This window comes from Vibrio sp. Y29_XK_CS5 (assembly GCF_024181835.1).
GTDB lineage: Bacteria > Pseudomonadota > Gammaproteobacteria > Enterobacterales > Vibrionaceae > Vibrio > Vibrio harveyi.
The window spans coordinates 325,036-340,297 of record NZ_JAMZAM010000002.1; the positions used below are offsets into that span (position 1 = coordinate 325,036).

At 44.1% G+C, this 15,262-nt stretch carries 13 protein-coding genes and 1 tRNA gene; 12 read left to right on the forward strand and 2 right to left on the reverse strand.

All coding sequences use genetic code 11. The features are described from left to right. Positions 1 to 76 precede the first annotated feature (76 nt). The 8 genes from NL647_RS11690 (at position 77) to NL647_RS11725 (ending at position 7,790) form a co-directional block, all read left to right on the forward strand. Complete coding sequence (locus tag NL647_RS11690) at positions 77 to 1,165, forward strand: glycerol dehydrogenase (protein WP_038898151.1); 1,089 nt, start codon at positions 77 to 79, stop codon at positions 1,163 to 1,165. Between the two features lie 73 nt (positions 1,166 to 1,238). Continuing rightward, a complete protein-coding gene (locus NL647_RS11695) occupies positions 1,239 to 1,913 on the forward strand; it encodes an HAD-IA family hydrolase (RefSeq protein WP_053049295.1) in 675 nt (224 codons plus the stop codon). Between the two features lie 39 nt (positions 1,914 to 1,952). Then, positions 1,953 to 3,140: a mannose-6-phosphate isomerase, class I gene (gene manA, locus NL647_RS11700; RefSeq protein WP_038898150.1), complete on the forward strand. Its 1,188-nt coding sequence runs from the start codon at positions 1,953 to 1,955 to the stop codon at positions 3,138 to 3,140. 246 nt (positions 3,141 to 3,386) lie between these two features. Beyond that, a complete protein-coding gene (gene nadA / locus NL647_RS11705) occupies positions 3,387 to 4,448 on the forward strand; it encodes a quinolinate synthase NadA (protein WP_005450292.1) in 1,062 nt (353 codons plus the stop codon). A 132-nt stretch (positions 4,449 to 4,580) separates the two neighbouring features. Next, on the forward strand, positions 4,581 to 5,624 hold the full coding sequence (locus NL647_RS11710; RefSeq protein WP_050921746.1) for a potassium channel family protein: 1,044 nt from the start codon (positions 4,581 to 4,583) through the stop codon (positions 5,622 to 5,624). After that, positions 5,624 to 6,040 (forward strand): DUF350 domain-containing protein, encoded by a 417-nt coding sequence (locus NL647_RS11715; RefSeq protein ID WP_005450290.1) that lies wholly within the window; start codon positions 5,624 to 5,626, stop codon positions 6,038 to 6,040. Before NL647_RS11710 ends, NL647_RS11715 begins: the two co-directional genes overlap by 1 nt. Before the next feature lie 8 nt (positions 6,041 to 6,048). Then, on the forward strand, positions 6,049 to 6,618 hold the full coding sequence (locus NL647_RS11720) for a DUF1190 domain-containing protein (protein WP_049535761.1): 570 nt from the start codon (positions 6,049 to 6,051) through the stop codon (positions 6,616 to 6,618). A 5-nt stretch (positions 6,619 to 6,623) separates the two neighbouring features. After that, a complete protein-coding gene (locus NL647_RS11725; protein ID WP_050924235.1) occupies positions 6,624 to 7,790 on the forward strand; it encodes a glutathionylspermidine synthase family protein in 1,167 nt (388 codons plus the stop codon). Positions 7,791 to 7,856: 66 nt separating this feature from the next. Here the strand turns inward: NL647_RS11725 and NL647_RS11730 are convergent, their stop codons facing one another. Beyond that, complete coding sequence (locus tag NL647_RS11730; protein WP_005450287.1) at positions 7,857 to 8,426, reverse strand: YecA family protein; 570 nt, start codon at positions 8,424 to 8,426, stop codon at positions 7,857 to 7,859. Between the two features lie 94 nt (positions 8,427 to 8,520). On the opposite strand from NL647_RS11730, the gene NL647_RS11735 reads away from it, so the two are divergent. From NL647_RS11735 to NL647_RS11750, 4 genes are all read left to right on the forward strand, one after another. After that, complete coding sequence (locus NL647_RS11735; RefSeq protein ID WP_017188306.1) at positions 8,521 to 10,941, forward strand: hybrid sensor histidine kinase/response regulator; 2,421 nt, start codon at positions 8,521 to 8,523, stop codon at positions 10,939 to 10,941. A 572-nt stretch (positions 10,942 to 11,513) separates the two neighbouring features. Further along, positions 11,514 to 11,963 (forward strand): L-alanine exporter AlaE, encoded by a 450-nt coding sequence (locus NL647_RS11740; RefSeq protein WP_005441741.1) that lies wholly within the window; start codon positions 11,514 to 11,516, stop codon positions 11,961 to 11,963. 144 nt (positions 11,964 to 12,107) lie between these two features. Then, a tRNA-Ser gene (locus NL647_RS11745) sits at positions 12,108 to 12,195 on the forward strand. Between the two features lie 326 nt (positions 12,196 to 12,521). After that, positions 12,522 to 13,760: a tyrosine-type recombinase/integrase gene (locus NL647_RS11750; protein WP_253650169.1), complete on the forward strand. Its 1,239-nt coding sequence runs from the start codon at positions 12,522 to 12,524 to the stop codon at positions 13,758 to 13,760. A gap of 449 nt (positions 13,761 to 14,209) precedes the next feature. On the opposite strand, the gene NL647_RS11755 is transcribed toward NL647_RS11750, so the two are convergent. Next, the gene (locus NL647_RS11755; RefSeq protein ID WP_017188303.1) at positions 14,210 to 15,175 is read right to left on the reverse strand and encodes a viperin family antiviral radical SAM protein; all 966 of its coding nucleotides are present in this window, start codon (positions 15,173 to 15,175) and stop codon (positions 14,210 to 14,212) included. Positions 15,176 to 15,262: the final 87 nt, after the last annotated feature.

Sequence of the window (15,262 nt, forward strand, 5' to 3'; positions counted from 1 at the left end):
GCTATTTTGAGGTAATTCCAAGTCGAGATGTGCTCTCGAATACAGCAAAAATTAAATCAGTTATCTAGGAGTTACCATGCTAACAACAACTATATTTCCAGGTCGTTATGTTCAAGGTAAAGATGCTCGAAAACAACTCGGAGCAGAACTCAATCGCTTTGGCAAAAAAGGTCTGATGATCTGTGACCCATTTGTTTATGACACATTACTTTCTGAGTTTGAACCTTATCTCGAGACCGTTGAAGTTGAGGTGGTCCGGTTTGCTGGTGAATGCTGTGACGAAGAAATAACACGTCTGACAACCATGTTGAAAAGCTTTGAGGGTGAGTTTGTGGTTGGCTTAGGTGGCGGTAAAACCATTGATACCGCGAAAGCAACATCCTATGAAGCGAGAGTTCCTGTGGCTATTGTACCGACATTGGCGGCGAGCGATGCGCCATGCAGTGCGCTATCCGTTATTTACACTCAAGAAGGAGAGTTTAAGCGTTACCTTATCCTTCCTCAAAACCCGAATCTTGTCTTGGTCGACACACAAATCATTGCCAAGGCACCTGTTCGACTACTCATCGCTGGGATCGGTGATGCGCTAGCAACATGGTTTGAAGCAGAATCATGCCAGCAAAGTTTTGCCTCGAATATGACAGGTCACGTCGGTTCTTTATCTGCATACGCTTTAGCGCATTTATGTTACGACACTTTGCTTGAATACGGCGTAATGGCTAAAACATCGAACGAACAAGGTGTGGTCACTCCTGCGCTCGAACGCGTTGTTGAAGCAAATACGTTGCTTAGTGGATTAGGTTTCGAAAGTGGTGGTCTTGCTGCCTCTCATGCGATTCATAATGGCTTAACAGTATTGGAACCAACACATGCGTTCTTGCATGGTGAAAAAGTCGCATTTGGTGTGCTCTCTTCTCTATTCCTTACTGACAAATCGGCTCAGACCATCGCAACTGTTTATGACTTCTGCGAAAAAGTAGGCTTGCCCACGACTCTGTCTCAAATCGGTTTAGAAAATGTATCCGATGAAGATTTATTGGCAGTAGCTGAAGCCGCATGTGCAGAAGGGGAGACTATTCACAACGAACCTCGAGCTGTCACTCCAGATATGGTGTTTGCAGCGATGAAAGCGGCAAATGCAGAAGGGTTACGTCGCAAGATCTAGCACTGCTTATCATTACATTCAGCCCCGCTTTTTCCTGCATATCAGTGGGGCTGATTACTATTGGAGAACATAAATGATCACGATTCCTTTTGCGGGTTTATTGTTTGATCTAGATGGTACGCTAGTGAATTCTATTCCCTCAGTAACCCGATCTTGGACGACTTGGGCGATCAAAAAAGGCTTGGAGCCTGATTACGTTCTGTCTCGTATTCATGGACGTCCTGCTATCGATTCTATCTTTGAACTTTTGCCGAATGCATCTAGACAAGAAATTCAAAATGAAGTGATTTGGTTAGAAGAGTTGGAAGCTAGAGATACGACGGGCATTGAAGTGATTACTGGCGCTCAAGAGTTGCTTCATCAACTTAACGAATTTGAGGTGCCTTGGGCTATTGTGACATCAGGAACCATTCCTGTTGCCAGTGCTCGCATCAAAGCCGGAAAGCTGCCGATGCCCAACGTACTCATAACGCCGGAGCGTATTAGCAAAGGCAAGCCAGATCCAGAGCCTTATTTAAAAGGAGCCGAGGAGCTCGACTTAAACATTGAAAACTGTATTTGTTTTGAAGATGCCAGTGCGGGTATTCATTCTGGAAAAACAGCAAAAGCAAAGGTTGTCGGTATGTTTAGTCATGGTGAAAAGGATGCACTCATTGAAGCGGATTACATCGTCGACAATTGGTGTGATGTAAGCGTTATTAAAAATGAACTTGGCGAGTTTCAGATGATCTTAAGTCGGATGTTATGACGCCAAAACAATCCAAGTGTTTATGAAGTGAGGTCGTTTATGTCGATTTCAAAGCTCGATACTGTTATTCAAAACTATCAGTGGGGGAGTTTATCTTCTATTAACCGTATGTTCGGAATCGCAAATCCCAACGTAGAGCCTCAAGCAGAAATGTGGATGGGCGCACACCCGAGTGGTTGCTCTAAGATAAAAGATACAGGAGAGTTGCTCTCTCACGTTATCGGCGAAAATAGGACCGCAATACTAGGTGATTACACCAGTGCTCGGTTTGGAGAACTTCCTTTTTTACTTAAAGTTCTTGCCGCAGAGACACCGCTTTCTATTCAAGTTCACCCTAACAATGCAAAGGCCCAAGCCGGTTATAGAAGAGAGAACGAGCTAGGCATTCCGATTGCTGCTGATACTCGAAATTACAAAGACCCAAATCATAAACCTGAGTTGGTATACGCACTCACTTTTTATGAAGCGATGAACGGTTTCAGGCCCATTGAGCAGATCATCGCATTATTTAGGGCTGCACAGCTTTCAGCGCTTGATAAAGAGTTGAAACATTTGGAACGCTGCCAAAACGCAGAAGGACTTAAGGCATTCTTTAGTGCTATTTTGTCGTTAAGTGGAGATAAGAAGCAGCAAGCTCTGCGTGAATTGTATGTCGCACATGAAGCAACTCAGATAACGGCTCTTAGTCGACAAGCAATACATTACAGTCGGTCATTTAAACAATACTATCCCGATGATGTTGGGTTGTTTGCGCCATTAATGCTTAATCTTATTGAGCTTGCACCTGGTGATGCGATGTTTCTTCATGCTGAGGTACCACACGCCTATATCCGAGGGACGGCGTTGGAGATCATGGCAAATTCGGACAATGTACTAAGAGCTGGTTTAACGTCGAAACACGTCGATATTCCAGAGCTGATTGATAACACAAACTTTGTTCCGACTTCTTCGGAAAATTTACTTATAACACCACTGTGCAAAGAGAATCGAATAACTTATCCCGTGCCAGTTGATGATTTCAGCTTTGACATTATATCAGTCGATATAGAAGCCTCTCCCCAATATTTAAGAAGTGCAGAAATCCTCTTTTGCATAGAGGGTGAGGTAACTATTTGGTCGGATAAAGAAAGTATCCAGCTCCGAGTTGGTGAATCGATGTTCATTAGTCATGATACCAAGAGTTATCAATATAAAGGAAAGGGGAAATTGGCTCGCGCATATAATTAATCAAAAGGCTCCAAGATTTTGTTACAAATGATTTAGCCTAAATCCTCACTATAAACACGGCAGAAAATCATGATCGGCTTGCTTGCCGATCATTGATGTAATGAATGCTTCGCTGCAACAATCAGAATTGTCACTCACAACAAAGATATACGGCTAGACTGCTATAAATTCCGGTTACGGGTTGGTTTTTGAAAATCAACAAGGTTACAATACTCGGATTAAAGGAAGTTGCGTAGAGCAAGAGCAATGAGCCACATATTAGATAAAATCGACACAGTTTACCCATTCCCACCAAAACCAATCCCATTAAGCCAACAAGAAAAAGCCGATTACATCGAGCGAATCAAAAAGCTGCTTAAAGAAAAAGACGCGGTACTTATCGCCCACTATTACACTGATCCTGAAATCCAAGCTCTGGCTGAAGAGACCGGCGGTTTTGTTGGTGATTCGCTAGAAATGGCAAAATTTGGTAACCGTCATCCAGCAAGTACACTGATCATTGGTGGGGTTCGCTTTATGGGTGAATCTGCAAAGATCCTGACACCAGAAAAGCGCATTCTAATGCCAACGCTAGAAGCAGAATGTTCACTGGATCTTGGTTGCCCGGCGGACAAGTTTAGCGAGTTCTGTGACGCTCACCCTGACCACACGGTGGTGGTATACGCAAACACATCTGCGGCAGTAAAAGCACGTGCTGATTGGGTTGTGACTTCTAGTATCGCGCTTGAAATCGTCGAGCATCTAGACGCAGAAGATAAGCCAATCATCTGGGGACCGGATCGCCACTTAGGTTCTTACATTGCAAACAAAACTGGTGCAGACATGTTGCTATGGCAAGGTGAGTGCGTAGTTCACGACGAGTTTTCTGCAGATGCGCTACGCAAGATGAAGAACGTATACTCGGATGCGGCAATCCTAGTGCACCCAGAATCACCTGCAAGTGTTGTAGAGCTAGCCGATGCAGTAGGCTCGACAAGTCAGCTAATCAAAGCAGCGAAAGAGCTGCCTCAAAAGCAAATGATCGTCGCAACAGACAAAGGTATCTTCTTTAAGATGCAACAGTTAGTGCCTGAAAAAGAACTGATTGAAGCACCGACAGCAGGGGCTGGCGCGACATGTCGTAGCTGTGCACACTGCCCTTGGATGGCGATGAACGGTCTTAAAGCAATTGAGCAAGCGCTGCGTGAAGGTGGTGAAGAGCACGAAATCTTTGTTGATGAAGCACTACGTGTGAAGTCACTGATTCCGCTCAACCGCATGCTAGATTTTGCCGAGCAGTTAAACATGCAAGTCAAAGGCAACGCATAGTCATTCCGTCTACTTAGACTGTAGTTTGTTAATATAAATCTCAAAAACCAGCCGAATGTGGCTGGTTTTTTTATTTCTTACAATCAATAGGTTAGTATTTAGTTATAGCAATCAGAAAGGAATCGGAAACTTATGGCTGTATGGCTAGTACTGAAAAAGTGGCTAAGCACCCATCTTTTCAAATTAAGCAACCGAAACCTTCTCGTCATTAGTGGCGCATATATTGCCATCTCGTGGTTATTGTTGACTCTTGCAGGAGAGCATGCACTGACCGAAAACTTCTCTAACTTTATTTACTACCTCATGGTGACTGCTTCAACGGTTGGCTATGGTGACTTATCACCCTCAAGTGATATGGGTAAGTGGGTTGTGGTTCTGTTTATTATCCCTGGTGGTTTGAGTTTATTTGCTGCCATTTTGGGGCGAGTGGCTGGTGGCGCAATTGACTATTGGCGAGCAGGCATACTGGGTAAACGGAGAGTAAGAGTGGATAACCATATCGTATTATTGGGTTGGAATGGCGCACGAACCATGCACCTTATCCGCATGTTGCAGCATGAAGAAGAGGGCAAACGCCCAATTGTGTTATGCAGTCGTTCAGACATTGAAAACCCATTACCAGGTGAAATTGGTTTTATCAAGGTGAACAGTTACACCGACGCGCAAGAGATGAAAAACGCCAACATCACCGATGCTAACTGTATTATTGTCGATAATCTTAGCGATGATATTACTCTCTCTGCCGCATTGTATTGTGCCTCAGTGAATCCTGATGCACACTTGCTGGCTTATTTTAAAGATGAAGCGCTAGGTCGACTGTTGAGTGAGCACTGTCCAAAAGCGGAATGCATTCCAGCCGTTGGCGCGGAGATGCTTGCGAAAGCGGCAGTAGATCCGGGTTCGAGCGCACTTCATCAGGAGCTACTTGCTTCAACTCGGGGTATGACACAGTACTCGGTGATTTACCCACAAGATCAACCGACAACCAGCGTGGAAAAGATCTTCGGATTTATCAAGAAGCATCACCAAGCTACGTTGATCGCGTTCGATCTTGGGGACGGGATTGAACTCAACCCCGATTTAAATGCTCAAGTGCCACCAAGCACTAAGCTGTTTTACATTGCCGACGAGCGAATTGATGACTTCGCTTGGACAGACATGAACAAGGACAAATAATGCATATGATTGCCGACCTGTTGGCAGGTTTTCCCAATTTTCTTCTCTACTTTTCTGTTTCGATCGTTTTCGTGCTGGCGTTTAAGTTCGTCTACGTCAGATTGACACCTTATGACGAATGGCATCTGATCAAGGAAGAGAAAAATACCGCTGCGGCAGTTGCGTTAAGTGGTGCTTTTCTTGGTTACTGTCTGGCTATTGCCGGCGCTGCGACTAACTCAGTCAATATTGTGGATTTCATGGTATGGGGCGTTGTAGCGATGCTGGCACAGATCATTGCGTTTGGTATTGTGCGTTTTATTCTGCTGCCGAAAGTATCGGAGCGTATTGAGAATGATGAAGTACCAGCAGGCATTGTTTTAGCTGCCGTCTCTGTGTCTGTCGGTGTGCTTAACGCAGCTTGCATGACCTACTAGGAGGAACGATGAAACGCAGTTCCAATGTAAAACGCTCCTCAATGGACAAGAGTTTTAAAGTCGGACGAATCATTCCATTCGTTGCTTTTGGTGGGATTTTTTTCCTCGCAACTCAAGAATCAGAAACGGAAGGCTATATCTACGTCGATGCTGACGAGTGTAAATCTGCCGCGCCTGAATTCAGTGAGCAGTGTGACATCGCCTACCAAGAAGCAATGGCGCGTGCAGAAGAAAATGCGCCGCGCTACAACAACAAATATGAGTGCGAAAATGACTTTTACGAGGATGATTGTTACTACAGTTCTCGTCATCACTCATATGTCCCATTTGTTGGTGGTTACTTCTTCAGTCGCGCGGTGAGTGGGCTTAAGGGTTACAACAAAAGTTATTACTCAGAGCCGATGTATCGTTATAAATCGAAGTATTACAACGGTGCAGGGCAGTTTTACGGCTCTTATCGCAATCAATCCACTAAGGTTGCTACCAGTAGCCTAAATAAGCGCGGCGGCGGTACGATTGGTCGTGCGATGTCTCGCGGTGGCTTTGGTAAAGCTGTGTCAGTCAGCCGCGGCGGTTAACTGAAATGTTTCGACGAGAAATACAAGAAAGAGAAAACTGGCGTGAATTGGCACGCCAGTTTGGTTTTGGCTTCCATTCTATGTACGACCAACCGTATTGGGATGAGAGTGCTTACTATCAATTTACCCTTGAGCAGATAGAGAAAGACATTGAAGACCCAACGGAAGAGCTTCATCAAATGTGTCTTGAAATCGTCGATCAGGTTGTACGAAGTGAGCAGTTACTGACGCAGTGTGCGATTCCCGAAGCAATGTGGTCACAAGTCGCTTCCTCTTGGCAACGAAGAGAGCCTTCTCTTTATTCGAGGATGGACTTTGCTTACAACGGCTCCTCTCCTGCAAAGTTATTAGAAAACAACGCAGACACACCAACGTCATTGTTTGAGACTGGCTTTTGGCAGTGGGTGTGGTTAGAGGATGTTGTCAATAAAGGTCGCATTCACCAAAGTGCGGATCAGTTTAATATTCTGCAAGACTTTCTGATTGAACGATTTGCCGATATTGCCAAATTGCAACCGGGTCAAACGCTGCATTTTAGTTGTTGCAAATACACCGAAGAAGATAAAGGCACGGTGCAATACCTCGAAGACTGTGCGCGAGAAGCTGGGTTAGCAACCGCCTTTGTTTTTGTCGAAGATATTGGCGTGACGCAAGATGGGCAATTTGTGGATGTCGATGGCAGAGCGATTCGCTGGATGTTCAAACTCTACCCTTGGGAGTTCATGTTCGAAGAGGAATACAGCCAGTACTTGGCAACTGCGAGTGTGAATTGGTTAGAGCCGATGTGGAAATCGATTCTGTCTAATAAAGCGTTGTTACCCTTGCTTTGGGAGAGGTTTCCAAATCATCCGAATCTTTTGCCCGCGTATTTTGCCAATGATCCAAAAGCGGCTAGCTTAAAAGACTATGTCATTAAACCTCTGTTTTCTCGCGAAGGTGCCAATATTGAGATTGTCAAAAATGGTCAGCGATTGGTGAAAACACCGGGTCCGTATGAATCGAGCCAAAACATCATTCAACAATATCATCCGCTACCTAAGTTTGGCTCAAGCCATACGTTGATTGGCAGTTGGTTAGTGAATGATAAAGCAGCCGGGATCTCCATTCGAGAAGACAGCAGTTTAGTTACCCAAGATATGGCGCGATATATCCCCCATGTCATTCTAGATTGATCAAAAAAGCTCTCCGGATTGGAGAGCTTTTTCATTCTGTCTTATGTATCTCACAGGGGGGTGAGTTTATTCTTGCTCAGCTAGCATTACGCCACGTTGAGTCAGCCCGCAAAGCATCATCGGCATTGCGTTGAAGATCTCTTCAAACTGCTCTAGACCTTCCATACCTTGCTCTGCAAGTGTCGTGATTGTCGTTTCTGGATCGTAAAGCATAGTTAGAGAAAGCAGTACGCCACCAAGCAATGCACTGTCTTCACTGTCATCAGGCATCAACGTTTCCCAATCGTCACGAGACAATTGCCAGCCTTGAAGCACACCTTCACAGAAATCACGCGTGTTTGCAGATACGATATCTTGATCATCCAGCTCGCATCCTTCAGGCCAAAGCCATGCACCTTCCAGAAGCGCTGGGCGTGTTTGGTTCCACATTTGAATGATCTCATCGATGTACTGTTCCAGTTGCTCACCATCAGAGAAAGGTGCTGTTTCTTCACCGCCCCATAGGAATGGTAGCCACTCTTGAGGATTTAACACGTTTGGCGCACATGCCATAGACGTAACAAAGCCTTGAGTTTTCGCTAGGTTTAGTAGTTTTCCATCAAGTTCTGGAAGAGAAAGGATGTCTTGTAGTTTCAAAATAGAATACCATTTGTTAATGGGCTGGTTGGTTGGCTAATCTTACCAATCAATCAGTGATAAATCGATATTAGGGAATGATTCGTCTACATCTATGGAAATTCGTTCGTCACTCAGAAACAAAAGCATTCTCGCCCTGACACTTTATTTGTGTTTCTTCATCGCGACCATTGGTTCTGTTGTTTACCTTGTTGTTGAGCCACCAGTGCGTGAAAAGCTTGAGCGTAATTTGGATTTGCGAACTCAATTGCTCGCCTCACAGATTGAAGGACCGCTAACCAGTTCCGTTGGTTTGCTCAATAGCCTTGTAGGGTTAGGGCAAACGCCAACACCAAGTATTTCACTTCAAGATACGATTCCCCAGTTACTTGCGGTGAGCGACGACATCATCGTCAGTGGCGGATTATGGCCAAAACCAACATTGGAAGATGAACGTTGGCAATATACAAGCTTATTCTTCAATAAGAATGACAACGGCAGCTTGGATCAAATCCATTCCTACAATAATCCAGAGTCTGGTGGCTACGACAACGAACCTTGGTACCAGTCTGTTGCAAACAAACCTGCAGGGGCAGTGAGTTGGTCTGGCGTGTATATCGATACCTTCACGCAAGTTCAGATGATCACGGCTTCAGCGCCTTACTACAAAGAGGGTGTTTTTGCCGGAGTGGCAACCGTAGACTTGTCTTTGGAAGCGTTATTCCAGTTCATTCGTGAACATACAAATCAATACTCATTAGGTGTTGTGATTCGCGATGCCGATGACCAAGTTGTGATTGAGCACAACTTTCAGCTTACTAAGAACATATACATCAGCCAGCTCGGGTTTGGTGGCTTTAATTGGCGCATGGATGTGGTGAATGCCAAGGTCAAAGTATCGGATCAAGTCTTTAATCAAGTAATGAGCGTTGAGACTGGTGTTATCCCATTTCTACTGCTCTGCGTGTTGGTGGGTTACTACCTATTAAACCGATACATTGTAGAACCGATTGTTCGAATTGCTAAGAAAGTGGATGACTCCAAAACGGGTGGCATTATTGATATCGCCTATGAGAGTGAAGATGAAATCGGGCACTTAATCACCAAGTTCAATGAAAAGACGGTTTACCTTGAGCGTGAACGGGTTAAGGCGCAGGCATCTACAAACGCAAAAACAGCCTTCTTAGCAACCTTGTCTCATGAAATCCGAACGCCGATGAATGGGGTGTTGGGAACCGCACAAATACTGCTGAAAACTCATCTAACTGACGAACAAAGAAAGCACTTAAATACCTTGTATGATTCTGGCGATCACATGATGACGCTACTGAATGAAATTCTCGATTACTCGAAAATTGAGCAAGGACACATTGAGCTCGACAACACGCCTTTCCCAATCGAATCGATTCTCGGCAGTATCAACAGTGTGTATCACACTTTATGTGCCGAAAAGGGGCTGCAATTTAGAGTTATTTCTAATGTTCCGTTTGGACGTTGGTACAACAATGACAAAGCACGTCTGCGCCAGGTGTTATTTAACCTCCTCAATAACGCAGTGAAGTTCACGGATCGTGGTTTTGTTGAAGTCGAACTGACTGAGCATGTGAAAGATGGCATAACCAAACTAACCATTAGTGTGAAAGACACAGGGATTGGTATCAGCCCTGATGCGCAGAAACGCATTTTCCGACCATTCGAACAAGCAGAATCGTCGACAACACGTCGATATGGCGGCACGGGTCTTGGGTTGGCGATAGTGAAGCAGATTTCAGAGCATATGGGCGGGAGTATTACTGTTCAAAGCCAAGAGTGTATTGGCACCAAGTTTATTGTCGAACTTGAGCTCAACCCTTGTGAGGCTGGGGTGTTAGAAGCATCTAATACACATAAACTTGATTGCCAAGGCTTACGTGCGCTTATCGTGGAAGACAACCGTACGAACACCATCATTATGGAGACCTTCTTGCGCTCTAAAGGGTTTGTATGCGTTTGTGTCGAGAATGGGCAGCAAGCAGTAGAGCAGGTGTCGAAGCATGAATTTGATTTGGTGTTGATGGATAACCACATGCCAGTACTTGATGGCGTAGGAGCGATTGCTGTTATTCGCTCTATGGATGCACCAGCTCGCTCGGTTTTGATCTTCGGCTGTACTGCAGACGTCTTCAAAGAAACGCAGGAGCGTATGTTAGATGTCGGAGCAAACCATATCATCGCCAAACCGATTGTTGAATCAGAACTCGATGATGCTTTGTATCGTCATGCGTCGATACTTTATCAATACCAAGACAAGCAAAGCGGAGAACAACCTAAACCTCAAAACGCCGAGGCATTGTTGCTGAACTTCTATATGGCATTAGATGATGGCAACTTGGAACAAGCAATGACGACACTTTCTCACATTTTCGAAAGTGCCAAACCAAATGTTTCTGATGAACTGAATAAAGTTATCCAACGCATCGAAGACTATTTGAGTAAAGCGCTTACCCCTGAGCAAGAGGACATCGACCAACTGACGGTACTGTTAGCAGAACACTAACTCCGTGCATTCACTAAGTAGTGTAGGGTACTTCCTACACTACTTATACCCAAGTGATTTCAAGATGCAGGACTCAGAGCGTTGTCATTTCTTGATTTAGAGTAACTAGATCTTTAAATCGCCGCTGCGCCTACAAACCAAGTCATCCTTGCTGAACCTAGCATCTCGATGTTACTTGGGTATAACCTCCATCTTCACTTCCCATTCTATAAACTTCGTGTTTACTCTGAATTTGCTTGATCCAATAGCATAAGACGATCTTTTTGAAATTCATTTGCCAGATATTTCTCTAGTTTTCTGTGTTTTTTCGCGAGCTAACTGGCTTAAAAGTAAATAAATTACGTTTTAAAACTCCATTTTGAAGTGTTTTATGGGGCTTTTTACTGATTTTGGTGAAAGCTGCTACTTTTTCTTTGAAAGTTAGTTATTAATTTACAACTCATATTTTAAAACGGAATCATAAACTAAAAATAATGTGATTTAATAGCGCTATTGACTGCTATGTGGTTTTAAATGCAGTAAATGATTTTATAGATGTCGTTTTTATTGGTATTTGATTTTAGAGGTTGTAAATGAAGTCTCGTGGACCATTTTGTATTCGCAATGCCGCAGCGGATACTTTTGCTATGGTGGTTTTTTGTTTTATTACAGGGATGATTATCGAGATCTTGATTTCGGGTATGACGTTTGAGCAGTCTTTAGCATCACGCACATTGTCTATCCCAGTAAACATCGCGATTGCATGGCCTTACGGTATGTTCCGTGATTGGGTATTACGCCAAGGTAACAAACTATCACCCTCTTCGTTTATGAAGAACGTGTCTGACTTGGTGGCGTACGTATTGTTCCAATCTCCAGTCTATGCGGGCATTTTGCTGGCAGTAGGCGCGTCAACTGACCAAATCATCACGGCAGTAGCAAGTAATGCAGTTGTGTCATGTGGCATGGGTGTCCTTTACGGTTACTTCTTAGATCAGTGTCGCCGTTGGTTCCGAGTGCCAGGTTACTATCAAGAAGCCTAATTGCCCCAGTTTTGCGCAATTTAGCTAGATAGTGAGCAAACAAACGCAAAAGGGCGCTTTTTTTCGTGTTTAGCCTTGACCATCAGGAACATAATCATTAAATTAGCGCCTCGTTAGCCAACGATGCTAACCACAATTTGATTCGGTGAGTTGTCCGAGTGGCTGAAGGAGCACGCCTGGAAAGTGTGTATACGGCAACGTATCGAGAGTTCGAATCTCTCACTCACCGCCACATTCTTGAAGAAAGACGTCCTAGGACGTCTTTTTTTATGCCTATTATACTTCTAAATCAATAAGTTATCGTCCGATAACGTCCAAAGATGTCCTAGTTGGTTCGCCATTTTGGGGTATGACAAAGTGTATGTTTTAATCTTTCCCGACTTCGGGAATATACCATTTGAACCTGTTTTGCTTAGTTCCTATTCAAGTGATTAGAAACTTGGGAATTACATGATTTACAGCTGAGATTGTTCTATAAATCAATAACTTGTGATTAAGTGGTATGACGCGAAAAACCTAACTTTTTCTGAGTGTAGCTTAGTCATACCAGGGGGCAATATGTCGCACTTAATACATCGTCTGAAAGACAAGGAAATCGAACAAGCACAGGGCCGAGATCGAATCTATCGTGTACCTGATGGCGGTGGTCTCTATCTACTGGTGAAGCCCAACAACCTCAAATACTGGGAGTTTCGTTACACAAAGCCAGGTACAAAAAACAGAACCTTCTTGGGATTGGGTAGCCTCGACATGCTCAATGTTGATGGTGCTCGTGACAAAGCGTTTGAGATGCGCAAACTTCTGAAGGAAGGTATTGACCCTAAGTTAGACAGGATCGAGAAGAGGACCCAGATTCAACAAGAGCAAGCTTGTACATTCAAGTCAGTCGCTGATGAATGGGTTAAGACCAAGACGAAACTAAAACCTAAAACCGTCCAAGGTAACTGGAGAAAGCTCGAGCTTTATGCTTTTCCTAAGTTCGGTGAGATCCCGGTTAAGTCACTGACGCCAATAATAGTTCAGGAAGCGTTTAGGCCGATTGCTCGTAGAGGCAAGTTGGAGACAGTAAAACGCACCATCCAGTTGGTAAATGAAATCATGCGCTTTGCCATTAATAGCGGTTTGATCCAACACAACGTTTTATCTGGGGTTGGAGAAACTTTTGCTTCTCCTGATGTGAAACACATGGCGGCACTTAAACCTGATGAACTAACAGAGTTACTACAGACAGTTGCAACTGCAAATATGCAGCTGGCTACCAAATGCTTAATTGAGTGGCAGCTGCACACCATGACTAGACCAAGTGAAGCTGCTGGTGCTCGCTGGGATGAGATTGACATAGAAAATCGACTCTGGATTATTCCAGACACACGGATGAAAATGAAACGTGAACATCGCATTCCATTGACTGACCAGACTATTGCCATACTGGAGCGCATACATCCTATCAGTGGGCATAGGGTGCATGTATTTCCATCTATGCGCTTCCCTAAGCGGTCTATTGACTCTGAGACCATCAATAAGGCCCTGGGACGCATCGGGTTCAAAGACCGCACCACCGCGCATGGTATGCGCTCTCTCGCCAGTACTACGTTGAATGAAAGAGGTTTTGATCCGGATATCATTGAAGCAGCTTTAGCTCACCAGGACCGTAATGCTATCCGCTCTGCCTATAATCGAACAGATTACCTGGAACGCCGACGAAAAATGATGGGGTGGTGGAGTAGTTACATCGATGATGCGGCAGTTGGTTCACTATCTGTAACTGGCGCAGTGCACTTAAGGGCTATCGGCTGAGAGGGAAACCAACAGGAAATTAAAAAAAGGGCCGTGCTACGGTACAGCCCTCTCTCTATCGTCACATCACTTCATGTTTACATTTAACCCAAGCAATTAGTATCTTTTGGCTTTGGTCAAATGCCAACCTTCACCGTGCTTGCACTTATACACTTCTAACTCAATGCCTTGCTCTTCGTAAATGATATTAGCTCTGAGCCTGGCTTCTTTGCTTGTAGGGTATGAATTTTTGTATTCCCCGATAGCGGAAGTGCATCTGGAGCACTTTTTACTAGGTGTAAGCCTAGACTTTGGAGATAAATGCCATTGCCTGCACTTCTCGCATTTATAGGGTGCTAGATCATTCCCATATACATTTCTAGAGTATTCAGCGGCAACTTGTGCCTCAAACTCCGTATAGTAAACACTTAGAGGTTTTCCGGACACTTTCCCTAGGCATGTCTCACTTTTCATATCAGCACCTCATCAGAGATGTTGGACATGTTTTTGACATGGTAACGAGACTTAAAACGATTACAATTGAAGTTTACTTGGCTCAATGCCGCCTCTACACCTACATCAGTAATACGCTCACTGTAACTATAACCAGGCATACCATTATTGTTTTGATAAAAACGTCCGTTTGGGTCAATCATCAAGTATGACTCAGTCATTGTATTGTTTGACTCAGGAGATATTGGTAAGCCCTTACCTGAATGTTTCTCAACAAACCTACGAAACTGATCATCTGAAATTAACAGTTCATGCTTATCAGTAGGCATCACCTGGAGCACTTTCCATTTGTCTACTGCTATGCTTGAAATTAGATGAGTAAAGTCTTCTTCCCAGTTTAGAGCGTTTACAACGGTGTTAATTTTTGTCTTCAATCCTTTTTGGGTGTGCGATAGAAGTTGTAGTGCGAGCTGAAGTTCATCTTCGTTTAGTGAATTGCCTCTTCTATCAATGCGGCCTAACTCTCTTCTTACGGAGGGTTGTTGACTATCGAAGCTAATGCCAATCATATCCAGTGTATTAACGGGTAATTCGAAACGCCGTCTTAACAGGTAGCTACCATTAGTAATGATTGAAGTTTGGAATCCTTTTTGTTTCGCCATTACTAAAGCAGTAGAGAATGCGCTACCTAGCATCATTGGCTCACCACCAGCAAAATTTAAACGTACATCCTGGTAACCAAGCATTCTTTTGCTCTCTGGGTTACCAAGAATGAAGTAGTTAGCTAGTTTGTCGAGCAGTTGTTCAATAGAGCTCAATGAGCGATGCAGCTCATTGGGTTTTCCCCACTTAGCAAAGCAATAGGTACAGTTATAGTTGCAAGCCTCTGTGATGTGCCAGTTGATTACGAGTTCATTTAACTGACTAGAGGTCATTCTGTTCGCTGCGTTGGCGTTAGCAACACCGTGAGTTTTTGTAGGCATACGTATACTCCTTGACTGGTCTACAAGAGTAGGCCGTAAAGTTTTTACATGGCGGACGGCAAACGTCGAAGTAGGAGCATCGGGCTC

What these genes read in the sequence shown, in the direction of transcription:
- NL647_RS11690 (WP_038898151.1), top strand. Translation starts at nt 77, where the DNA reads ATGCTAACAACAACTATATTTCCAGGTCGTTATGTTCAAGGTAAAGAT.
- NL647_RS11695 (WP_053049295.1), top strand. Translation starts at nt 1,239, where the DNA reads ATGATCACGATTCCTTTTGCGGGTTTATTGTTTGATCTAGATGGTACG.
- manA (WP_038898150.1), top strand. Translation starts at nt 1,953, where the DNA reads ATGTCGATTTCAAAGCTCGATACTGTTATTCAAAACTATCAGTGGGGG.
- nadA (WP_005450292.1), top strand. Translation starts at nt 3,387, where the DNA reads ATGAGCCACATATTAGATAAAATCGACACAGTTTACCCATTCCCACCA.
- NL647_RS11710 (WP_050921746.1), top strand. Translation starts at nt 4,581, where the DNA reads ATGGCTGTATGGCTAGTACTGAAAAAGTGGCTAAGCACCCATCTTTTC.
- NL647_RS11715 (WP_005450290.1), top strand. Translation starts at nt 5,624, where the DNA reads ATGCATATGATTGCCGACCTGTTGGCAGGTTTTCCCAATTTTCTTCTC.
- NL647_RS11720 (WP_049535761.1), top strand. Translation starts at nt 6,049, where the DNA reads ATGAAACGCAGTTCCAATGTAAAACGCTCCTCAATGGACAAGAGTTTT.
- NL647_RS11725 (WP_050924235.1), top strand. Translation starts at nt 6,624, where the DNA reads ATGTTTCGACGAGAAATACAAGAAAGAGAAAACTGGCGTGAATTGGCA.
- NL647_RS11735 (WP_017188306.1), top strand. Translation starts at nt 8,521, where the DNA reads ATGGAAATTCGTTCGTCACTCAGAAACAAAAGCATTCTCGCCCTGACA.
- NL647_RS11740 (WP_005441741.1), top strand. Translation starts at nt 11,514, where the DNA reads ATGAAGTCTCGTGGACCATTTTGTATTCGCAATGCCGCAGCGGATACT.
- NL647_RS11750 (WP_253650169.1), top strand. Translation starts at nt 12,522, where the DNA reads ATGTCGCACTTAATACATCGTCTGAAAGACAAGGAAATCGAACAAGCA.
- NL647_RS11755 (WP_017188303.1), bottom strand. Translation starts at nt 15,175, where the DNA reads ATGCCTACAAAAACTCACGGTGTTGCTAACGCCAACGCAGCGAACAGA.